The organism is Aquamicrobium zhengzhouense (assembly GCF_016124105.1).
GTDB classification, from domain to species: domain Bacteria; phylum Pseudomonadota; class Alphaproteobacteria; order Rhizobiales; family Rhizobiaceae; genus Aerobium; species Aerobium zhengzhouense.
In genome coordinates this window covers 87,941-109,275 of sequence record NZ_JADGMQ010000001.1, presented here as the reverse complement: position 1 = coordinate 109,275, position 21,335 = coordinate 87,941, and the positions used below count along the sequence as shown (strand labels likewise).

Sequence of the window (21,335 nt, the reverse complement as noted above, 5' to 3'; positions counted from 1 at the left end):
GCGTTCCCAGACAGACAAACGGCCCGGAACATCGTCCGGGCCGTTTTTTTGCGTGTCAGAGTGACTGCTTCGGCGGCGCACCGGGCGTCACCGTACTTGTGGCGGATACCGGGTCGCTGGCCGGAAAGGTGTCTTCCAATCCTTCTTCCAGCTCGTCGCCCGCCGCGGCACTTTTTGCCCGCTCAGCCTCAAGTGATCTTGTAGCCGCCGTTTCCCGGATCGGGGCAGCATCCCGCCGGCTGGAGCGCGAGAAGGCGTAAACGCCCACCACCACCAGAACCAGGACAAGGATAACCCACATTGTTGTCGACATGACGCGTTCTCCCTATTTTCAAAGGGGGAACGTCCAAGTCGGGTTTTTGCTCCCAACCTCTCAAGCGACGTGCGAAACCGCGTCCCAGAGAAGCTTGCAGCCGATGACCGCCAGCAAGATCAGCACCAGACGATCAAACGCCTGACGCGACAATCTCTTTGCAAGAGCAGCACCGAGCGGCATGAACAGGCTGATCACGCCGAAGGCACAAAGGCTGATCGCCAGGTTGGTCCAGCTCAGGAGCCCGAAGTACCAAAGGGCGGCAATCTGCGGCAGCGTGGAAAACGAGAAGTAGACCGAGATCGATGCGATGAATCCCGCGCGATCCAATTTAAGGGCGTTGATAAAGGTCATCGAAACCGGTGCCGAAAGTCCCGTAGCCCCTTGCAGGAACCCAGCAGCAACACCGGCCGGCACGCTTAGCAGCTTTGCCAGCGCCAGTTCGAGTTTCCAGTCAGGCTTCGCCAACCTCAACGCGATGTAGACGAACACTGCGATTGCCACGAGAATTGTGAGCGTTGCCTGAGAGAAGGTGACCAACATGGCGGTGCCTATCACGACCCCGACGCAACCGGCGATGGCGAAGCTCCAGACAAAAAGCCGCGAAGGCTGCGAGGCCCGGTACGCCCACGACTGCCAGATATTGGTCAGCAGATTGGGCATCAACATGACGATCACGGCAAACTTGACACCGAAGAACATCGTCAGCACCGGAACCGCGAGTACGGGCGCGCCTGCCCCAGTCGCGCCTTTAAGTACACCGCCCAATGCGAGAGCAATCGTCACAAAAAATATGCTCGTGAACTCGAATTCCAATTATCTTCTCCTCGCAGCCTGGAGCTTCCAGCCGGTGTTGCTTCTCCGCCCTCATCTACTCGACTGTCAAGCACGTTAAAAAAGTCGGCGGGGGTGTTCCAACCCACACAACTTCGTGCCAAAAAGCCCGGACCTCCTGCATTATCGAGGACCATTTGACCAAGCTCTCGCTCCGCCCTCCGGACGCTGGCCATGCGAAGCCGCGCGATCGCCCGGCTGGGAGCTCTGTTTCAACGCGTGTATCCGTTGCAACATCAGGTCATGGGTCTTCGAAGCGGCAGTCGCCCACCTTTCCCATCCACCGGATTCTCGCCGCAGTCGCTGGATAGCGCCTGCGTAAGCTGATAGCAGAAAATCCACTCAACCAAGGAGTGAGCCATGTTCTCCAACACGTTTCCCGACCGCGCAGTCGCAGCCGAAATTGTCGCGAAGATGTTGCTGGAGATCGGCGCGGTGCATATCCGCGCCGATGAGCCCTACACATTCACCTCTGGTCTCGCGAGCCCGGTCTATACGGATTGCCGCAAGCTGATCTCGTTTCCGCGCATCCGCTCCGCGATCATGGATCTGGGAACCTCAGCCGTTCTGCGTGACGCTGGTTTCGAGCAGTTTGACGTGGTGGCGGGTGGTGAGACTGCAGGCATCCCTTTTGCCGCCTGGATGTCAGACAAGCTTGGTCTGCCTATGGTCTACGTTCGCAAGAAACCAAAGGGCTTTGGCCGCAACGCGCAGATTGAGGGTGCGCTGAACGAAGGTGCGCGTGTTCTCCTCGTCGAAGACTTGACCACGGATGGTGGCAGCAAGCTGAAATTTGCTGAAGCGCTCCGCAATGCCGGCGCAATCGTTGAGCACACCTTCTCGCCGTTCTATTACGGCATTTTTTCAGACACGCCCCAGCGCCTCGCTGAGGCAGGCCTCAAGCTGCACTACGTCGCAACTTGGTGGGATGTCCTGAAGGTTTGCCGCGAAGAACAGCGTTTCCCGGAAGAAGCTCTTGCTTCGGTCGAGCAGTTCCTCAACGAGCCTCTCAAGTGGTCGGCCGCCCACGGTGGAATCTCCGAACTGAAGCGCTAAGCACAAGGAAGTCCTGGTCGCCTCTGCCATAAAGGTTGAGGTGACCGTGGTTTTCCTATTGAGCCTCTTCGATCACTTTCTGAATAGCATCGAAAGAGAATTCAGCGCCGTTCTCTCTCTCGGAAGGCTCTCCGCTTACCTCCCTCGGGGCGCGTTCCGGAAGAACCGGAACGAATTCGTCCAACGACCGCGGTGACCCGCTCTCTGCTGGCTGCTCCGCGCTTTCTTCGGCGGAAGCTCTGGACGCATCGTCCTGGTTGTCTCGGATCGTCCACGGCTCGACCGGCACAAGTGGTGCGGTTTCGGTGCGCTCGCTTGATCTTCGCTGGACGGCGTCCTTTTCGAATTGGCGTTGCATCCTCTCCAGACGCTCTGCCTCGTTCCTCGTCTGCTCAAGCTCCTGCTCTGCCCTCAGCCGCTCTTCCTCAAGGCTGGAATAGTAGCGGACTTCCCGGCGCAGACGCTGCCGCTCCAGAAGGGCTGCCTGCATCGCCTCGGTGCGTTCCTGCTCTTTCTCCAGTGCCCTTTGGGTGAAGAACTGTCTCAGAGGATCTGTGTCTGTCGAGACCTGTATGTTCTCAAGTGGTCCGATCGCCGAAAACCGGATTGCAGGCTCGGAACCCGCGAGTGAATTGTTGCCCGCATCGTATGTCAAAAGCGCGTTGGCGGCTAAGGTGCGCTGGCGCAAGTCGGCCTGGGCGTCGACAGACAAAATTGCTCCAGACGCCTGAAGCCGCACAGGCGGCGCTCGCAACGTGCCGTTGGCAATTGTGAACGCCACATCTGCTTCATCAACCGGGAAGCTTCCTTTCCTGATGTGATCCTCGGCGATGCTTTTCGTCGTATCCGCGTCGATCTCACGACCCCGCTCATCGGCAGCGCGCAAAAGACCATCGAAGGCATCGGGCGCGACGTTGGATATGGCCGCCCCATCAAGATGCATCGAACCAGAACCCGCAAGCGATGCCACCAGACCATCGATCGACTTGCCACTGGCGCTAAACGTGGTCGCCAGTTCGACCACCCCTGTCAGCCCGGTGTCGCCGAACAGCGCGGTGGTGTCCGCTCCTGCCACACGGATCTGGCCGGACATCAGCCCCGTTCCATCATTGTTGGCGAAATCCGCGTTTCCGCTCACCTGACCGCCATACGCTTCTGCCGCAAAATTGCTGAGCGAAGCTCCGTCGGATCTGAGGTTCAGCAAGAAGCGCGCATCGTTGGCCTGCCACCCTGCCGCAGATAATTGTTCAACCGTCAGACCAAGTTCGCCGGTGAAAGGCATCGAAGCCGATGTCGCAAACGCCGCGTTCGGCCAAGGGCTACCGTCCGGTTGAAGGGCGTCAGAACCGACCAGCATCTCCGAAATAAGCGTGAGCTCCAGGAATGACAGCGCGACTTCGCCGCTTAGCTGCACGCCGGCGTCATCCAGTTGCGCATTAATATCGCCATCGACTTGCGTGTCCGCGAAAGTGCCACGCAGATTGGAAATGACGATCAGGCCATCCTGCTCGTCGACTTCCGCCGTAGCTGAAACCGGTAAGCCATATCCAAAACGCGGGAACGAGACGCCGGCGGTCGCCAGCCACGGTTCAAGATCATCCGCCTCAATCCGGGCTGCACCATGGGTGGAAAGGTTGCCGTTCATCAGGGCTGCCTGCCCTTCGAATGTTGCGGACATCGCATCGCCGGCAAAGGCGAGCTTTGCATCCACGCCGCTCGACAGGCGCCCCTCGAAACTGAACTCCACATTGCCGGGACCGACGAGCCCCAAAGGCAGGGTAGGAACTCCAGCGATGGCATAGAGCGCTGTGGCGTCGTCATTGCGAGCGGTGAGCTCAAGCTTCATCGGGCTATTATTCAGGCCACCGAGAACGTCGCTTGCCGAACCAGCCAGCGAGAAGGTGGTTCCTCCGGCATCACCAGAGGCACTAACCGCAAGGCCAAGGACCGCCCCGGCCCGCGCCGTGGTCCCGACGACGCGGATCGAGGAATCCTCAAGAAGTCCGGAATAGCCTGCGGTGCTGTCTGCCAATCGCGTGAGCAGCCAGTTGGCGGGATACTGCGCCGCCGCTGCCTCGACAAGGGGTGCAAGGTCCGGCGCAATGATCGTGGCATCAACGGTGCCAGCCGGCTCCCCACCAACATTCTTGACTGAGCCGGTCGCGCTGACATTCGCACCTTCCAGACCGCTGATCGCGAGGCGGTCGATCTCCAGCGCACCGTCCTTCAACCGTAATGCCGTGTCGACAGTCTCGGCGACGATGTCGCCAGCGCTGACTGGTCCCGCAACGAGTTCCAGTTCGAGGTCGCGATTCTCATGCCGCGTTGCGCCGTCTTCATTCACAAAAATCGAAGCGAGCGCACTCATGCCTTCCAGATCGACAGCTTCCCCCTCCAGTTGAAGCTTTATCGAGGGCTTCTGGTTGGCAGGGGTCCGGCTTGTCATCGTTCCGGTGAATTTTGCGGTACCAAGGATCAGTTCAAGGTTTTCAAGGACCTGCTGCTCTTGGGTAAGATCCACCTCCGCGCTGAAGCCCGCAGCTGGCAGACGGCGGATCACATCGTCCACATCATGCGCGAGCCAGGCGGCAAATCCGGACGGCTGGCCCACCGCAAGGAGAAGCGATCCCGTGAACCCCAGATCATCCTCGACTGACAACTGCCCGCTCGCTTCGAGGGTGGCCCTGCCCGGCAGCGTTGCGCCGAGCGACGAGATTTTCCAGCCACCGCCAGCCGGTTCCGCATTCAGGCGCACGTCTCGTATGGTCGTGTCACCTGCCACAACTGCTGGGAGCGCAACCTCGATGCGGCCTGGAATTGCGGGTCGCGGCAGATCGATCAGTGCATCCCGGATTGCTGCCAGCCGCGCGTCGAACGTGACCCCGCCTTCTGCGGCAACGACTGTTTCGTCGAAGCGGATCTGAGCGCCATCGGCGCGAATGAAGAAATTGGGCTGCTGTCCCAGCGCGAACTCCGCGGCCCCTTCCGCGACATACGGATCGTCCAGCGGACCGGTCTCCATTCGGAAGCCGTCGACAGTGATCGCTGCATGGTCGAAATCGAAGTCACCCGAGAGGCGATAGGCAGGTGGCGCTTTTTCATCGCTCGGCCGCGCACCAGGCGCTGACGCATTAAGCCGAAAGATGCCTGAATATTGCGCTCTGCCGTCCTCAACCCGAGCACTGCCATCTGTTTCAAGAGTAAGCGGATAGCGCTCGGGCTGCGCGCGGAGACGGATGCGCATGCCTTCTGCTTCCGCGGCGCCAGTCGTGACCGAGAGCGCAGTCAGCATCCCGTCGAGGCGTAGCGATCCCTCCATCCGCCACGGACCAGCCAGGGAGCGTGCGGACAGCTCCGCATTTACTTCGGTGAGGGTGTGCGTGCGGCCGCTTGCGGCGTGGCGGATATAAGCCCGCCCTTCGGTAATGGTCAGCTTTTCAAGGGAGACGTGATCCGCCCCCAGTGGAACCGAGGGGCGTACTGCCCAATCGACAGCGCCATCTTCCGCAACGTCGATCGCCATTGATGGTCGGACCAGCCGCATGTCAAAGATATGGATGTTGCCCTGCATGAACGGCGCCAGCTCGGCATCCATCGAAAACGTCTCGACCGTCATCGCCGGCTGCCCCGGGCTGATCCCTGCCACCACAACATCAGTGAAGGTGATCGACGGAAACGGCAGCAGGCGCGCAGACGCATCACCCCGCACCGAGACCTGTCGGCCAAGAATGCGTTCCGCCTCTCGCTCAAAGTCGGCGCGATAGGATGTCCAGTCGACGAAATATGGCCCGACCAGCGCTGCGGTCAGCGCCAGCACAAGCAACCCGCCAATGGCGACGAACAATCGGGCCAGCCTTCTTCTCCCGCCAATTTATCAAATCTGGCGGTACTTTATCCGCAATCGCGTGTCGATAAAGTGGCAATCACCGCTTATGCGGCAGGCGGCAACGTCTTCCCCGGATTCATTATGTTCAGCGGGTCCAATGCCTGCTTGATCATTCGCATGAAATCGACACCGGCGCCCATTTCGTGCGCAAGGAACTCCGTCTTGCCCTGTCCGACCCCATGCTCACCCGTACACGTGCCATCCATTGCGATGGCACGCATGTTGAGCCTCGAAACGAAAGCCTCCATCGCTGCAATCTCCTCAGCGCTGGAAGGATCCGTCATGACCTGCACGTGGAAATTGCCGTCACCGACGTGCCCCACGATCGGCGCGACAAGGCCCGACCTCGCAATATCTTCTTCGGTTTCGCGGATGCATTCGGCGAGCCGCGAGATCGGCACACATACATCGGTAGCCAACGCTCTAGCTCCGGGGCGCAAGGTCATCATCGCCCAGTAAGCTTCGTGCCGAGCCTTCCAGAGCTTTGTACGCTCTTCGGCGGCAGCCGCCCACATGAACGGTCCCCCGCCAAATTCGGCGACGATCTCGCCGAACATCTCCGCCTGCTCTTTAACACCCTCCTCACTGCCGTGAAACTCCACGAACAGGCACGGCGTGTCGGGATAGCCAAGCTTGGCGTAACCGTTAAGCGCCTTCATTCCCAACGCGTTCACCAGTTCGATGCGCGCGACCGGAATCCCCATCTGGATTGTCGTGATCACGGCTTCGCAGGCGGCTTCGACACTCGGGAAAGGGCAGACGCCACCGGAAATGGCCTGCGGTATTCCATATAGCTTCAACGTCAGTTCGGTTATGATGCCGAGTGTTCCCTCCGAGCCGACCAGCAACCGCGTCAGATCGTATCCGGCGGATGATTTTTTTGCCCGCTGGCCCGTCCTGATTACGCGTCCATCAGCCATCACGGCCGTCAGCGACAGGACGTTCTCCCGCATTGTGCCATATCTGACGGCGTTCGTTCCGGAGGCCCGCGTCGCTGCCATACCGCCAAGGCTCGCATTTGCCCCTGGATCGATCGGAAAAAACAAGCCGGTATCACGCAGATATGCGTTGAGATCTTCACGCGTCACCCCTGGCTCGACCGTGCAGTCCAGATCCTCGGCGTTGACCGCGACAATTCGGTTCATCCCCGAAAGGTCTATCGAGATGCCGCCACCCGGCGCATTCACGTGGCCCTCAAGCGAGGTTCCAGTGCCGAACGCGATCACTGGCACGCGATGTTCTGCGCAAACAAGCACCACGGACTGAACATCCTCGGTGGAGGTGGCGAAAACGACACCGTCGGGCAGCTGAGCCGGAATGTAAGTCGTCGTGTGCGCATGTTGAGCGCGAACCGCTTCGCCCGTCTGGAAGCGATTGCCGAACCGCTGCCCAAGAATTTCGATTACGGAAGAGATGCCTTCCTCGTTGCGTACGACATGCTGAAGATCGGCCAGAGCCATCGCAAACCCCTCGATGTGGCTACCCTTGTGCAACCACTTTCTTTCCATTACCGCTATGAACAATTGCCGAATTGCTTGTCCAGCGCCAGAGTTGCAATTGAGCCAATCCGATATGACTGTTGCATCACCATTTATTTCCCGCGTCCTGGAAATCCAGAAAGACTGGATCGACTATAACGGCCATCTGAATATGGCCTACTACAACGTCCTGTTCGACATGGGTGCCGACGAAGCGTTCGTGCAGCTCGGGCTTGGAACGGATTATGCGCGCGAGCGGCGGCTCACGACGTACACGGCCGAGATACATGTCTGCTACGTCCGCGAGTTGCATTTGACCGATAAGGTCACATGTTCGGTCCACCTACTGGATTTTGACGAGAAGCGTTTCCATTTCTACCAGGAGCTGCGCCATGTTGATGGCTGGCTGGCGGCAACCTGCGAAAACCTCGTCCTTCATGTCGACATGAATGGCCCGAAGGTCTGCCCGATGCCAGAGGACATCATGTCAAACCTCGATGCGATGCTAGCGAAACACGCTGTGTTGCCGCGCCCCGAGCGCGCTGGCCGCTCGATCGCGATCAAGCGCAAAAACCCGCGCTAAGGGAGCTCTCAGCGCGACCGGACTTGTCTCGGGGGGGCCTGACAGGTAGGGACTTGCCGACGAACAGGACCGAACATGACCGATTTCATTGCGCAGGCCGTTCTGAAGAGAGACATCTTTTCGGAGACGCAGAAAGGCTATCTCGCCGGTGAGCCCGACAAGGTGGTGATCCGCCGTGTCGTTACGGCTTCGCCTGTCTGGTCGCGCCCGCTTGCATGGTTTCTGGCTCGTCGAGAAATTGCAGCCCTACGTGCCGTGGTCGGTATCCGGGGGACACCGCAGCTACTGAGCACAGACAAGGATGGCCTGGAACGCACCTGGACAGACGGTGCGCCGTTGCATCTTGCGCGGCCTGCCAAGCGCGAATTCTACCTGTCCGCGTTCAAGCTGCTAAGGGCACTTCGGCGGGCTGGTATCACCCACAATGATCTGGCTAAGCCACAAAACTGGCTGATGTCCCCTGACGGGCTGGCTGCGGTCATCGATTTTCAGCTTTCCTCGATCCACCGCAAGCGTGGTCGTCGCTACCAGGTAATGGCGTACGAGGATTTCCGCCATCTGCTCAAGCAGATGCGCGCGTTTGCTCCGGAGCTGATGACGCCAACAGCAAAGCGGATTCTTGCCCGACGCTCCCTCCCCAGCCGGATATGGATGGCGACCGGCAAGAAGGTCTACAACTTCGTCACCCGCGGTATTTTCAACTGGTCTGATGGCGAAGGCACAGGCGACCGCCTCGACCATGAGGGCAAGATCGTCACGGATGCGATCTTCAGGGTTCCGGGCGTTCGCGACGTCGCCCTCACCCTCTACCCGCTCCCCCGCAAGGGCGTCGGAATTTACGCGTTTGTCGAGGCGGACGGCGATGTGGAAAGCAAACTTCGCGCATCCCAGGAAGGTCTGGAAAACGGTGCACGTGCCGACCTCGTCCAGCAGGTGCCTGCTCTGCCGCGCACCGCTGACGGTCAGATCAGGCTCGACTTGCTCAATCTCGTCGCGATGAACCAGATTCCGAACCTGACAGCCCTGCTTGAGAACGACAGCGACATGGCGGCCATCGTGTCGCCTATTATCGCAGGCAGACTGAACTTCACCGACCGGCGCATCTCCCGGCTAGAAACCGCAACCGACACATAGGCTTTCTCTGTTCGCCCGGAACAAGATGCGAACAAAGTCTGGCCTTTCCGTTTAGAATCACTACATTCCCGCCACATGCCAGGCTTTGCAGACGACATACCCTTCTTCGATGAAGATGACATGCCACCCCGCCCCGCCGCGGGACCTTCGGGTATTGCCGCGCGCGCAATGGCCGCGCGTTCGGGTGGGCATCGACCGCCGGACTATCTTTCCGGCCTCAATCCCGAGCAGCGTCAGGCTGTCGAGACCACTGAAGGTCCGGTCCTGGTTCTGGCAGGCGCTGGCACCGGCAAGACACGCGTCCTGACAACGCGCATCGCCCATATTCTGGCCACGGGCAAAGCCTGGCCGTCGCAGATACTCGCGGTGACCTTCACCAACAAGGCCGCACGCGAGATGAAGCAGCGCATCGGGGTCCTGGTTGGCGAGGCCGTCGAGGGCATGCCCTGGCTTGGCACGTTTCACTCGATTGGCGTCAAGATCCTGCGCCGTCACGCCGAGCTTGCTGGATTGCGATCAGACTTTACGATTTTGGACACCGATGACGTCATCCGCCTGATCAAGCAGTTGATCCTGGCCGACGGCCTCGACGACAAGCGTTGGCCGGCACGTCAATTCGCGCAGATGATTGACGGGTGGAAGAACAAGGGCCTTGCGCCCAATGAGATTCCCGAAGGCGATGCGCGTGCATTCGGAAATGGGCGCGGCCGCGAACTCTATCGCGCCTACCAGGACCGGCTGACGACGCTGAACGCGTGCGATTTCGGCGACCTGCTTTGTCATCCAATCCGCATTCTGCGCAGCAATCCGGACATCCTGAAGGAGTACCACGACAGGTTCCGGTACATCCTCGTTGACGAGTATCAAGACACCAACACCGCTCAATATATGTGGTTGAGGCTCTTGGCGCAGCGGCCGAGCCGCATGCGCACCAGCGACACGCCTGCTGTTGGTCGCGACGCTGAGCATCTTCTCGCCGCGTCCGAAGATGCAGCGCCTGCCACTGTCAATATCTGCTGTGTCGGTGACGACGATCAGTCAATCTATGGCTGGCGTGGGGCGGAAGTGGATAACATCCTGCGCTTCGAGCGTGACTTCCCCGGCGCAACGGTCATCCGCCTTGAGCGAAATTACCGCTCGACTGCGCATATCCTCGGCGCTGCCTCTCACCTCATCGCCCACAATGAAGGCCGGCTCGGCAAGACGCTTTTCACGGAAAAGCCGAATCCCGACGATCCAAAGGTAATGGTGCATGCCGCCTGGGACTCCGAGGAGGAAGCCCGCGCTGTCGGCGAGGAAATCGAGGCGCTGCAGCGAAAGCAGCACAACCTCAACGACATGGCGATCCTGGTGCGCGCTTCGTTCCAGATGCGCGAGTTCGAAGATCGTTTCGTCACTCTCGGGTTGAATTACCGCGTCATTGGCGGACCACGCTTCTATGAGCGACAGGAAATCCGCGACGCGATGGCATATTTCCGCGTGATCGCGAACCCGGGTGATGATCTCGCATTTGAACGGATCGTCAACGTCCCCAAGCGCGGGCTTGGTGAAGCTGCTGTCCGGCAGGTGCATGACGCGTCCCGCGCCCTGGGAGTCCCGATGCTCGAAGCAGCTGGACGGCTGGCGGAAAGCGATGAGTTGAAGCCCAAGCCGCGCGCCGCTCTTCGTGGGGTGGCGGCGAACTTCACGCGTTGGCGCGACCTCCTCGACAACACGCCACATACGGAACTTGCCGAGATGGTGCTGGAGGAATCCGGCTACACCGACATGTGGAAGAACGACAAGTCACCAGACGCTCCCACGCGGCTGGAGAACCTCAAGGAACTCATCCGCTCGATGGAGGACTACGAGTCCCTGCGCAGCTTCCTCGAGCATGTCGCTCTGGTCATGGATGCGGAGCAGAATGAGAATCTCGATGCGGTCAACATCATGACCCTCCATTCTGCAAAAGGTCTTGAGTTCGACACCGTATTCCTCCCCGGTTGGGAGGAAGGCCTGTTCCCGCATCAGCGCGCGCTGGACGAAGGGGGACGATCCGGCCTCGAGGAAGAGCGACGCCTCGCCTATGTCGGCCTGACGCGAGCAAAAAAGAACCTGCATCTGTGGTTCACCTCCAACCGGCGCATCCACGGCCTCTGGCAATCCACGATCCCTTCCCGTTTCCTTGAAGAGTTGCCGGAAGCGCATATCGAGATCGCCGAGACCAGCTCCAACTACGGCGGGTATGGCTCGGGTTACGGCAGCCAGATCGGCGGTCGCAATCCCTATGGCGCATCCCGCTTTGACTCAGCCGGAAACGGATCATTCAACAACAGCTATTCCACACCGGGTTGGCAGCGCGCGCAGCAGAACAAGACCGAAGCAACCAACCGCAATTGGGGCTCCCGTTCTGGCCATGCGGTTGAACGTATCGGCTATGGGGAAGTTGACTCAGGCTATGGTGCGGGCCGCACTTCGGTGAAAGGTCGCACCATCGATGGTGAACTTGTGGCCAAATCGGTCACCACGACGAAATCGCCCTTCAAGGTTGGCGATCGCGTGGTTCACCAGAAGTTCGGCAACGGCAATATCTCGGCGATAGAAGGCAACAAGCTGACCATCAACTTCGACAAGGCCGGTCAAAAGCGCGTGCTCGACGGTTTCGTTACAGCTGCCTGATCCGAACAGCCGAACCAGCTAAGCAGGACCTACTTGCTTTGTTACCGTGTGAGCAACCAAATACACGTCGCGGTTGCATTTTGCTTTATCCGTTCCTTACGCGCCGTTGGTTATTCTTACAACTGCAAGCAATGGTGCTTGTACAGCAGCTCCAGCGGCTGAACCTCCGGGTCCCTTCCGTCACATCACCCCCGCGACGGAAGGGACTCCGAAAGCACTCCCCAGACGACAAAAAAGCCGGCTTGAGCCAGCTTTTCTTTAGTTGGCGGTCGAAGGGAGGTGGAGGAAATTTTACCTCCCCTCGACCTGAGCGTCTCCATCTAGCGGGGGGCACGGGATCGGGAGACGCTCGTCGCAGGACGAAGATGACGCAAGGGAAGAGGCTGCTGCGTCATCTCCTTACCGAAATGGTTAGCGCCGACCGAGCTTTCCAAGCTGCATGCTGCTCCAGGCATTGCCGAAGGAGCCACCACCGATGATGCCGTTGCCGACGGCGTTTTGGCTTCCGGTGGTGTTGCCGTGACCGACGTTGTTGTTGTTTCCCTTAACGAGACCGGAGATGACGTTTCCGCTCAGGATGTTGGAGTTGTTGAGCACGCCGATACCGCTCAGGAGCGCTAGGTTACCGGTCTGTACCGACGGCGAGATATTGACGAACCCGCCATAGGAGCTCTGGCTGGCACCGCTTTTTCCCCATCCGCCTGCCATTGCCGGCAGGGCAGAAAAAGTGAGGCATGTAGAAACGGCTGCGAACGCGATGTACTTCAGCATTTCTCTTCTCCCATTTGAAGGCTACTTCTCCAGCAACTACCTCCAACTGAGAGCAAACCACTAACCGAAAATTAATACAACCTAAAAGTGCGTAAAGAACTTACCACAACCAGTTATATCCGGATTAATACTAACGGATACTATTTGATTTAAACTTTATTACTCCCCCCCCCCACTTCTTTACTGATCCCATTTTTTAATGAACTCATCTATGTCCATCGCCTGCATGTCCGGGATCGCCTCTGACAGAACCTCATCGGACCAATCCCACCAGCGCATGCCCTTTAACGCAGCGACCGTGTTCGGATCGAAGCGCATGCGAATGGGGCGTGCGGGCACACCAGCAACGATTTCGTAATCAGCAACAGGCGACGTCACGACCGCATTTGCGCCAATCACTGCACCGTTGCCAATCGACACGCCTGGCATGATAACTGCCCCGTGTCCTATCCAGACATCATGGCCGATCGTAACGTGCTTGGCGCGCCGCCTCTCCCGGAACTCCTGGTCGATGCCATGGAGCTTGAAAAACTCATTGGGCCGATAAGTGATCTTGTGCGTGGTGACACGCTCCATCGGATGTTCGAGCGCGTTGATACGCACATTTGCCGCGATCGAGCAGAATTTTCCGACCGTGGCGTAGATCGCCTCACCATTGCGCTCGAAATAGGTAAAGTCACCGACTTGCACCTCTCGTAGCACCACGCGCTGACCCACCACGACGTAACGCCCGAGCTTGCAGGATTTCAGCTCAGCGCTTGGATGAACGCGCGGTTGCGACGTTCGCACGTTCTCTTGCTGTTTGGTCATTTTCAGTCCCGATTAATGAGCATCCGCATCAACACATCAGAGCGGAATATGAAGTGCTGCACGAGAGCGCCAGCTATATGTACAGCTACAACTAAAAGCAGCAGCAGCTTGAAGAGATTGTGCGCCGTGCCAGCTGCAGCAATGCCACCGAACCAGGCAGCTGCCCCCGATAGCGGCACAAGTAGAAGGAGCGCGTAGAGCAAGACATGCGTTGCTCGGGAGAGCTGACGCAGAACCCGCGGTTCATTCTGCGGCTGCGGGAGAGCGCCGAAGGTGAGACGCAGCACGATCCGCCAAAGGGCCAGCATCAGGATGAGAAGGCCCATTGTCGCGTGAATATTGGCTGCGCCGATAGCCTCCTCTGACGGCTGCTCTGCGTTCATGATCACGCGCCAAGCCTCAGATATTCCGTCATTGAGGAAAAACTGGAAAGCAATCAGGATCGCCACGGTCCAATGCAGCATGATCTGCGTTGCAGAATATCCCGTATTTTTCATACCCATGCCTCCCGATCCCTCGCCAAGCACGTCACAGCTTTGTGGTTCTCAACGTGGCGGCAAGATGACATCTTTAAACTGCAGCGACTACACGGTATCAATGGCTATGTCCGGTCTCGCTACCATTCTCGCCCGTCCCGCTGCCATCTGCGTGCTTGCCATTGGTTTTGCCGCATTGGCAGGTGTCGCCTTAGCTGGATGGGTCGATCAGGGACCGGGTATTTTCATGGCGCTGGTCGAAACCGGCATGGCGTGGTGCTTCTAGGCGAAGCGCCCCATATCCTGAAGCAAGGACTTTTCCCATGATGCGATCGATCCTCGTCGGCATGCTCATCGTTGTGGCTCTTGCGGTGGGCTGGATGACATTCGACTGGTACCGCGAGCAGCATTCGGTTCACGCATTCGGCGCGCCGTTCACGCTCGTTCAGGGAGACGGAGCACCGATCACCGAGGACGCGTTTCGTGGCCAGCCGAGCGCAGTGTTCTTCGGCTTCACCCACTGCCCGGAAGTTTGCCCGACAACGCTGTTCGAGCTCGATGGATGGCTCTCAACCCTGGGCGATGAAGGCAAGAATATTCGCGCATATTTCGTGACCATTGATCCCGAGCGCGACACGCCGGAAGCGGTACATAGCTACGTTTCAAACGTGTCCGATCGCATCACCGGAATTTCGGGCGAACCGGAAAAAGTCATGGCCATGGCCAAGTCCTTCGGCATCTACACCAAGCGCGTCGAGCTTGAGGGCGGCGACTACACGATGGACCACACCGCATCGATCATCCTCCTGAACTCGAATGGCGACTTCGCGGGAACCATTGCGTATGAAGAGAATCCCGACAACGCCCTAGCCAAACTCAAGCGGCTGGCAAAAGGTTAAGCTGAATGACCCAGACCCGTCTTTTCCTCGTGACCAAGCGCCCGGCATCCACTGCACTTTTCTCCGCGATGGAAGCTCACTTCGAAGATGACGGTTATGCACTCGCCTCAGTCGAGCTTGATGAGGATGCCGGAATTGATGAAATCTCCGTCTACGCCGACACAGAGCATGTGGACGCCATCGAAAAACGGCTCCGTGCGCTGACGGGCGAGGCACTCGATATTCAGCGCGAGGAGCTACCCGATGTTGATTGGGTGGCAAAATCGCTGGAGGACCTGAAGCCAGTACGCGCAGGGCGATTTCTCGTCCATGGCCGACACGACCGCGATGAAATCCGCGATGAAGACATTGCAATTGAGATCGAGGCCGGCCAGGCCTTTGGCACCGGTCATCACGGCACCACTGCTGGCTGTCTCGAGATGATAGCTTCTGTTATCCAGGATGAAGCCCCGAAGAACGTGCTCGATCTTGGCACCGGCAGCGCCGTGCTTGCGATCGCTGTCGCGAAGCTGGCTGAGGTCCCGGTCCTTGCAACCGATATCGATCCAGTCGCGACCGAGGTGGCAGCAGAAAATGTGGAACTGAACGGCGTATCGGACTGGGTATCGACCGCGACGGCACCCGGCTTCGACGACCCGATCTTTGCTGAGCGCGGCCCCTTCGACCTGATCATCGCCAACATCCTCGCCAATCCCCTGATCCAGCTGGCACCGGAGATGTTGGGTAACGTGGTTGAAAACGGATCGCTAATCCTGTCGGGCATTCTCGACACACAAGGGGATCGGGTCATCGCCGCCTACGAGGCGACCGGCTTCCGCCACATCCGTACGACGCACCTTGAAGGTTGGGTAACCATCCACCTGAAGCGCTGACATCGATTGACGAAACGAAAAAAGGCGGCCCGAAGACCGCCTTTTTGTTGTTCTGAAAGCGTCGCCCCACGCATTCAGAACATATAAGGTGCACCCTTGCTGCGACGCTCGAGGTCGGCACGGTTGTGGCCAGCCGCCTTCAGGGTCTCGTCATCAAGGAGAAGGAGAGCGTTAGCGACGTAACGGCGCGCCTGGCGCTCCCGCGAAGCAACCATTGCGTTCATTGCATTACGGAAAAAGCCATTCTGTGCCATTTCATCTCTCCTTGCGCTCGTCCGATGTTCTTGAACCTTAGGTAAGGTCTGCTGACCTAAAGGAGTAGTGCCGCTAACGCATGGGAACCATGCGTTTTTTGCAAGTGCGAAGTAGTTGTGCAGCGCACCATGACGCAACCGTTGCCATGCCGGTTCTGCAGGTCTAGACCTGCTTAAGATGAGCAATCAGCGATAGAGCAGCACGATGTTTCAGTCTTTCGACGTCCGAACGGATCCCGCTCAAGGCATCGAGAGGGTTGCGCTGCTTCGCGCCAGGCTGCAGGAAATGAAAGTCGACGGCTTTCTTGTGCCGCGTGCCGATGAGCACCAGGGCGAATATGTTGCGGCGTGCTCCGAGCGCTTGCAATGGCTGACAGGATTTACTGGCTCCGCGGGGGCTGCCCTCATTCTTCGAGACCGAGCCATTCTGTTCGTTGATGGACGCTACACGCTCCAGGTGCGAGCTCAGGTAGACGGTGGCACCTTCCAGATTGAAAGCCTCGTCGAAAATCCACCTGTAAGATGGCTTGAGGCCAATGGGCGTGATCTGAAGATAGCCTTTGATCCCTGGCTGCACACCATCGCCGAAGTCCGCGCCTATGAAGCTGCCGGGATAGATCTTCATCCCACTCGCAACCTCGTCGATGAAATCTGGACAGACCGGCCGGCTGCGCCCCTCGGGAAGGTTGAGATCCAGCCTCACGGATTTTCGGGCGTCCTTGCCAAAGACAAGATCGCTGCCCTGAGCGAGACGCTAGCAAAACAGGATGCAACACACGCGGTTCTCACCGATCCGGCATCCATTGCCTGGGCGTTCAATATCCGCGGCAGCGATGTGGCACACACTCCCCTCGCCCTCGGGTTTGCTATCCTGTGCGCCAACGAGCGGCCAAAGCTCTTTATCAGCCGGGAAAAGCTGACAATCGAGACGGATGCTTATCTGACGCAGCTCGCGGACGTCCTCGATCCGTCTGCTCTTGAGGACGGGCTTGCGCGCATCGCTGCCCTGGGCGGCCGGATATCGCTGGATCCCGCGCTCGCCGCTGAACAGCTCCAGATGATTATCGAGGAGAATGGCGGCACGGTGCTTGATCTCCCTGATCCTGCCAGGCTACCGCGCGCCACAAAAAATCAGGCCGAGTTGGATGGCAGCCGAGCAGCGCACCGTCGCGACGGCGCCGCAGTCACCCGCTTTCTCTTCTGGCTCGATCAGCAGCAGCCGGGCTCGATCGACGAGATCAAAGCGGTGCAAGCGCTCGAGCAGTTTCGGGTGATGGTGGGTGAAGAAACCCAAATGAAACTGCGCGATATTTCCTTCGACACGATTTCGGGAGCCGGCCCCAACGGGGCCATTATCCACTATCGCGTGACAACCGATACGAACCGTGTCCTGGGTGACGGAGAATTGTTTCTGATCGACTCTGGCGGTCAATATCAAGACGGCACCACCGACATCACTCGCACGATCGCAGTTGGAGAACCGACGCGCGAGATGTGCGAGCGTTATACGCTTGTCCTGAAGGGATTGATTGGCGTCTCCACGTTGCGCTTCCCACGAGGCACACGTGGAATGGACATCGATCCGATCGCGCGTCAGGCGCTATGGTCAGCTGGCCTTGAATACGCCCATGGCACCGGTCACGGCGTCGGCTCCTTCCTCGCCGTGCACGAGGGACCTCAGCGTATTGCCAAGACGGGAACCGGAAAGCTGCTGCCCGGCATGATTATCTCGAACGAGCCCGGCTACTACAAGGAAGGCGCGTACGGCATCCGCCTCGAGAACCTGATCGTTGTTCAAGAAGCGACTGACATTCCGGGCGGCGACATGCAGATGCACAGCTTCGAGACGCTCACACTTGCGCCTTTCGATCGCCGTCTGATCCGGCCGGAATTGCTGAGTGGCGCGGAACTGGCTTGGCTGAACTCCTATCACGCGCGTGTGGTGCAGGAGATTGGTCCCATGCTGGACGATGAAGCGCTTGCCTGGCTCGAAAAGGCAGCAGCGCCGATCTCTGCCCTCGGCTAAAGCGTATTTCGCAGCAGGATCAAGACTGCTGCACCGCTCGCCACCATCACGATCAAATTGCCTCGCAGGGCGACGAGAGCTGCCACGGCGAGAGCCGCCCATTCGGCGATCCCACCGGAGATAGCAGGCGGCGCTACCAAGGTGGTCAACACTGCGGCTGGTACCGCATTCAGGCCAGCCTCCACCCGCGGGTGGATGGTCTTGAAACGCGACAAGACCAGGTGCCCGCCTATCCGGGTGAGATAGGTGACAATCGCCCCGGCAATGATGATCCAGAATGTGGTGCTCATCGCGCGCGCTCGCTTTGCGACGGCGCGAGGACTGCTGCCAACAAGACACCAGCCAGAGCACCGATCGACACGTGCCAGGGAGAGCCAACGGTGTTGTAAGCGATCACCGACGCTATGCTGCTCGCCGCAACCACCGGCAACCACAGTGGCCGGTCGCGAAAGTCCATCACCATCCCGAGGAAATAGATGGGCAACAGGAAATCGAGCCCGATAGCGTGAGGATCGGGAATGAGGTTGCCAAAGGCCGCACCGATGACGGCCTCCATCACCCAGCACACGTAGATTGGCGTGGCCATGCCAATGTACCATGCAAAGGTGAGCTGTCCGCCGACACTCCGTCGCTCCGACTCCCCATATTGCGGATCCGTGAGAAAGAAGAAGCCGATTACGCGTTTCAGCGGGGTCCAGTGCATCACGTGGCGCGACAACGCCGCCGAGTACAGGACATGGCGAAAATTCACCGCGAATATCGACAGGACGACAACCCAGGCCGGAATCGACTGTCCGAACAGTTCGAGACCTACAAGCTGGCTTGCGCCCGCGAAGACGATCGCACTCATCAACGCTGCTTCGCTGATGCTGAGCCCATTTTGAACAGCGACAACGCCAAACAGCATTCCGAAAGGCGCTGAGGCGACGACCACGGGAACGGACTTTCTCGCGCCTTGGATAAAATCACGCACGTTACTGGAATGCATAAAACAAATTCTGCCGTCGTAAGACCAATGGTGCCAGCCGGTGCCCCTGTCTAAGGCACCGGCCTGGAGGTGTCATACGATTTCGATTGAACCAATCATCTTATTTATTGACCAATGCGTACAAACCATTGGTCCTCATCGATGACCTCGACGCCCAATTCGGTCGCTTGTTTCAATTTTGACCCCGCACCAGGCCCCGCCACCACGAGGTCTGTCTTCTTCGAAACCGAGCCGGAAACTTTTGCGCCCAGTCTCTCTGCCATGGCCTTTGCCTCATCACGAGACATGCGCTCCAGACTTCCGGTGAAGACAATCGTCTTGCCCGCAACAGGCGAGGAAACCTCGCCAACGGGCTCTTCATCCTGCGGCGTAACCTCTACCAGCAATTCGTCGATCGCTTCGATGTTGTGCTGTTCCTTGAAGAAATCGATCAGCGCTTGGGCAACCACCGTCCCGATGCCTTCGATATCGTTCACCAGTTCCTGCCACTGCGCGTTTCCCGGCAGGCCCTTTGCCGCCGGCGCTTCCGCCGTGACTACGGCATCCCTGAGGGCTGCGAAAGAAAGGTAGTGCCTTGCAAGGCGCTTGGCGTTGGTTTCACCAACATGGCGAACGCCGAGCGCAAACAAGAACCTTGAAAGCGCAACTGAGCGACGCTCATCTATGGCCGCGTACAATTTTCGAACTGAGACCGCCCCAAAGCCATCAATCTTTTCCAGCTTCTTGAGCGAACTCTCCTGCCGGCGCTTCAGGGTGAAAATGTCGGCGGGAGTGCGAATGCGCAGCGATGGGTCTTCCTGAGAGAAAAAGAACTCGATCTGCTTTTCTCCAAGACCTTCAATGTCGAAGGCATTTCGGGAAACAAAATGCCGGATTCGCTCGACTGCCTGCGCCGGGCAGATCAAACCACCGGTGCATCGCCATACAGCCTCCCCCTCTTCACGAACCGCATGGCTGCCGCATGCCGGACAGGTATGGGGAAACTGATACGGAACCGAGTCAGCGAGCCGCTTCTCCGGCACAATATCGAGGATCTGTGGGATCACATCGCCCGCGCGCTGGATGAGCACCGTGTCGCCCACCCTGATATCCCTGCCTTCCCGGAGCGGCTTGCCATCATTGCCGATGCCGCGAATGTAGTCCTCATTGTGCAGTGTGGCATTGGTGACAACCACGCCACCGACTGTGACAGGCTCAAGCCTTGCAACCGGTGTCAACGCGCCGGTGCGACCGACCTGAATATCGATACCGTTAAGGATCGTTGTTGCCTTCTCTGCCGGGAACTTGTGCGCGGTTGCCCAGCGCGGACTGCGTGAGCGGAAGCCCAGGCGCTCCTGAAGATCCAGCCGGTTTACCTTGTAGACAACGCCGTCAATGTCATAGGGCAGCTCGGCGCGCTGGGCTTCGATAGCACGATAGTGCGCGAGCATGTCTTCAGCTGACTTGCAGATCGCGGTCAGCTCGTTGACCTTGAACCCCCAGGCTCCCAGCCGCTGAACCGCGTCATATTGGGTTTCAGCCAATGCCTCGCCGGTCTCCCCCCAGGCGTAGGCGAAAAATTTCAGCGGCCTTTTGCGGGTGTTTTCCGGATCCTTCTGCCGCAGGCTTCCGGCGGCAAAATTTCGCGGGTTGGCGAATGTGCGCCCGGCTTCGGCCGCGCTTTTCTCGTTAAGCGCCAGGAAGTCGTCCCGGCGCATATAAACTTCTCCGCGCACCTCAACCACATCAGGTGCATCCGCAGGCAGCGTCTGAGGAATTTCAGTGATGGTAAGAACGTTGGCGGTGACGTTTTCACCGGTCTCTCCGTCGCCGCGGGTCGCGCCAGTTACCAGCCGGCGATCCTCGTAGCGCAAGGACATCGACAAGCCATCAATCTTGGGCTCGGCGGTGAAGACAAGCTCATCGCTTGCGCGAAGCGAAAGGAAGCGCCGAACCGAAGCCACGAAGTCATTCATATCTTCGTCGGTGAAGACGTTATCGAGCGAAAGCATCGGCCGCGCATGACGCACCTGGCCAAAAGCGCCCGAAGGAGCAGTTCCTACAACCTGCGATGGGGAATCAGAGCGCATCAGCTCCGGGAACGCTGCTTCGATTGCAGCATTGCGCAGACGCAGCTCGTCATACTCCGCGTCGGAGATGGTCGGCGCATCTTCTGCATAGTATCGCCGGTCGTGCTCGGCGATCTCGGCAGCTAGCGTGGCCAGCTCCTCTGCTGCCTCCTGAGGCGTGAGGTCTTCGACAGGCTTGCGGAGATGGGGCATGACACGAATCCGAGGCTACAACTGGTGCGCTAAACT

Annotated in this window: 19 protein-coding genes; 8 read left to right on the top strand and 11 right to left on the bottom strand. The window is 58.9% G+C overall.

Annotation, left to right across the window (positions count from 1 at the left end; all coding sequences use genetic code 11):
• Positions 1–55: 55 nt before the first annotated feature.
• Together IOD40_RS00480 and IOD40_RS00475 are read right to left on the bottom strand one after the other, a co-directional pair.
• Positions 56–313 carry a hypothetical protein gene (locus tag IOD40_RS00480; RefSeq protein ID WP_325099632.1) on the bottom strand — a complete coding sequence of 86 codons (258 nt, stop codon included), beginning with the start codon at positions 311–313 and terminating at the stop codon, positions 56–58.
• Positions 314–373: 60 nt separating this feature from the next.
• Entirely contained in the window at positions 374–1,129 is a 756-nt protein-coding gene (locus tag IOD40_RS00475; protein ID WP_198473212.1) for a sulfite exporter TauE/SafE family protein, read from the bottom strand.
• Between the two features lie 378 nt (positions 1,130–1,507).
• On the opposite strand from IOD40_RS00475, the gene IOD40_RS00470 reads away from it, so the two are divergent.
• Complete coding sequence (locus IOD40_RS00470; RefSeq protein ID WP_198473210.1) at positions 1,508–2,203, top strand: orotate phosphoribosyltransferase; 696 nt, start codon at positions 1,508–1,510, stop codon at positions 2,201–2,203.
• A gap of 55 nt (positions 2,204–2,258) precedes the next feature.
• Here IOD40_RS00470 and IOD40_RS00465 read toward each other — a convergent pair whose 3' ends face one another.
• Both IOD40_RS00465 and IOD40_RS00460 read right to left on the bottom strand, forming a co-directional pair.
• The gene (locus tag IOD40_RS00465; RefSeq protein WP_198473208.1) at positions 2,259–6,047 is read right to left on the bottom strand and encodes an AsmA-like C-terminal region-containing protein; all 3,789 of its coding nucleotides are present in this window, start codon (positions 6,045–6,047) and stop codon (positions 2,259–2,261) included.
• An 86-nt stretch (positions 6,048–6,133) separates the two neighbouring features.
• Positions 6,134–7,549: an FAD-binding oxidoreductase gene (locus IOD40_RS00460; RefSeq protein ID WP_198474179.1), complete on the bottom strand. Its 1,416-nt coding sequence runs from the start codon at positions 7,547–7,549 to the stop codon at positions 6,134–6,136.
• A 112-nt stretch (positions 7,550–7,661) separates the two neighbouring features.
• Here IOD40_RS00460 and IOD40_RS00455 point away from each other — a divergent pair, with 112 nt between their 5' ends.
• The 3 genes from IOD40_RS00455 to IOD40_RS00445 all read left to right on the top strand — a co-directional run bounded on the left by IOD40_RS00455 (position 7,662) and on the right by IOD40_RS00445 (position 11,942).
• Complete coding sequence (locus tag IOD40_RS00455) at positions 7,662–8,150, top strand: thioesterase family protein (RefSeq protein WP_198473207.1); 489 nt, start codon at positions 7,662–7,664, stop codon at positions 8,148–8,150.
• A gap of 75 nt (positions 8,151–8,225) precedes the next feature.
• Positions 8,226–9,284 carry a serine/threonine protein kinase gene (locus IOD40_RS00450; RefSeq protein ID WP_198473205.1) on the top strand — a complete coding sequence of 353 codons (1,059 nt, stop codon included), beginning with the start codon at positions 8,226–8,228 and terminating at the stop codon, positions 9,282–9,284.
• 75 nt (positions 9,285–9,359) lie between these two features.
• Positions 9,360–11,942: an ATP-dependent helicase gene (locus tag IOD40_RS00445; RefSeq protein ID WP_198473203.1), complete on the top strand. Its 2,583-nt coding sequence runs from the start codon at positions 9,360–9,362 to the stop codon at positions 11,940–11,942.
• Positions 11,943–12,353: 411 nt separating this feature from the next.
• On the opposite strand, the gene IOD40_RS00440 is transcribed toward IOD40_RS00445, so the two are convergent.
• From IOD40_RS00440 to IOD40_RS00430, 3 genes are all read right to left on the bottom strand, one after another.
• Entirely contained in the window at positions 12,354–12,713 is a 360-nt protein-coding gene (locus IOD40_RS00440) for a hypothetical protein (protein ID WP_198473200.1), read from the bottom strand.
• A gap of 180 nt (positions 12,714–12,893) precedes the next feature.
• Positions 12,894–13,523 (bottom strand): DapH/DapD/GlmU-related protein, encoded by a 630-nt coding sequence (locus IOD40_RS00435; RefSeq protein ID WP_198473198.1) that lies wholly within the window; start codon positions 13,521–13,523, stop codon positions 12,894–12,896.
• A gap of 2 nt (positions 13,524–13,525) precedes the next feature.
• On the bottom strand, positions 13,526–14,020 hold the full coding sequence (locus tag IOD40_RS00430) for a cytochrome b (protein ID WP_198473196.1): 495 nt from the start codon (positions 14,018–14,020) through the stop codon (positions 13,526–13,528).
• Positions 14,021–14,120: 100 nt separating this feature from the next.
• On the opposite strand from IOD40_RS00430, the gene IOD40_RS00425 reads away from it, so the two are divergent.
• The 3 genes from IOD40_RS00425 to IOD40_RS00415 are packed head-to-tail and all read left to right on the top strand — an operon-like array spanning position 14,121 to position 15,770.
• Entirely contained in the window at positions 14,121–14,285 is a 165-nt protein-coding gene (locus tag IOD40_RS00425; protein ID WP_210336784.1) for a hypothetical protein, read from the top strand.
• 37 nt (positions 14,286–14,322) lie between these two features.
• Positions 14,323–14,898, top strand: a complete 576-nt coding sequence (locus tag IOD40_RS00420; protein ID WP_198473194.1) for an SCO family protein — start codon at positions 14,323–14,325, stop codon at positions 14,896–14,898.
• A 5-nt stretch (positions 14,899–14,903) separates the two neighbouring features.
• Complete coding sequence (locus IOD40_RS00415; RefSeq protein WP_198473192.1) at positions 14,904–15,770, top strand: 50S ribosomal protein L11 methyltransferase; 867 nt, start codon at positions 14,904–14,906, stop codon at positions 15,768–15,770.
• A 74-nt stretch (positions 15,771–15,844) separates the two neighbouring features.
• Here the strand turns inward: IOD40_RS00415 and IOD40_RS00410 are convergent, their stop codons facing one another.
• Positions 15,845–16,024, bottom strand: coding sequence for a hypothetical protein (locus IOD40_RS00410; protein ID WP_198473190.1), 180 nt, complete (start codon positions 16,022–16,024; stop codon positions 15,845–15,847).
• Between the two features lie 205 nt (positions 16,025–16,229).
• On the opposite strand from IOD40_RS00410, the gene IOD40_RS00405 reads away from it, so the two are divergent.
• Positions 16,230–18,050 carry an aminopeptidase P family protein gene (locus IOD40_RS00405; protein WP_198473188.1) on the top strand — a complete coding sequence of 607 codons (1,821 nt, stop codon included), beginning with the start codon at positions 16,230–16,232 and terminating at the stop codon, positions 18,048–18,050.
• Here IOD40_RS00405 and IOD40_RS00400 read toward each other — a convergent pair.
• From IOD40_RS00400 to ligA, 3 genes are all read right to left on the bottom strand, one after another.
• Entirely contained in the window at positions 18,047–18,340 is a 294-nt protein-coding gene (locus IOD40_RS00400) for an AzlD family protein (protein ID WP_198473186.1), read from the bottom strand. The two genes, IOD40_RS00405 and IOD40_RS00400, sit on opposite strands and share 4 nt — an antisense overlap.
• Entirely contained in the window at positions 18,337–19,038 is a 702-nt protein-coding gene (locus IOD40_RS00395) for an AzlC family ABC transporter permease (protein WP_198473184.1), read from the bottom strand. The genes IOD40_RS00400 and IOD40_RS00395 overlap by 4 nt, the downstream gene beginning before the upstream one ends.
• Positions 19,039–19,142: 104 nt before the next feature.
• Positions 19,143–21,299 carry an NAD-dependent DNA ligase LigA gene (gene ligA / locus IOD40_RS00390; protein WP_198473182.1) on the bottom strand — a complete coding sequence of 719 codons (2,157 nt, stop codon included), beginning with the start codon at positions 21,297–21,299 and terminating at the stop codon, positions 19,143–19,145.
• Positions 21,300–21,335 lie beyond the last annotated feature (36 nt).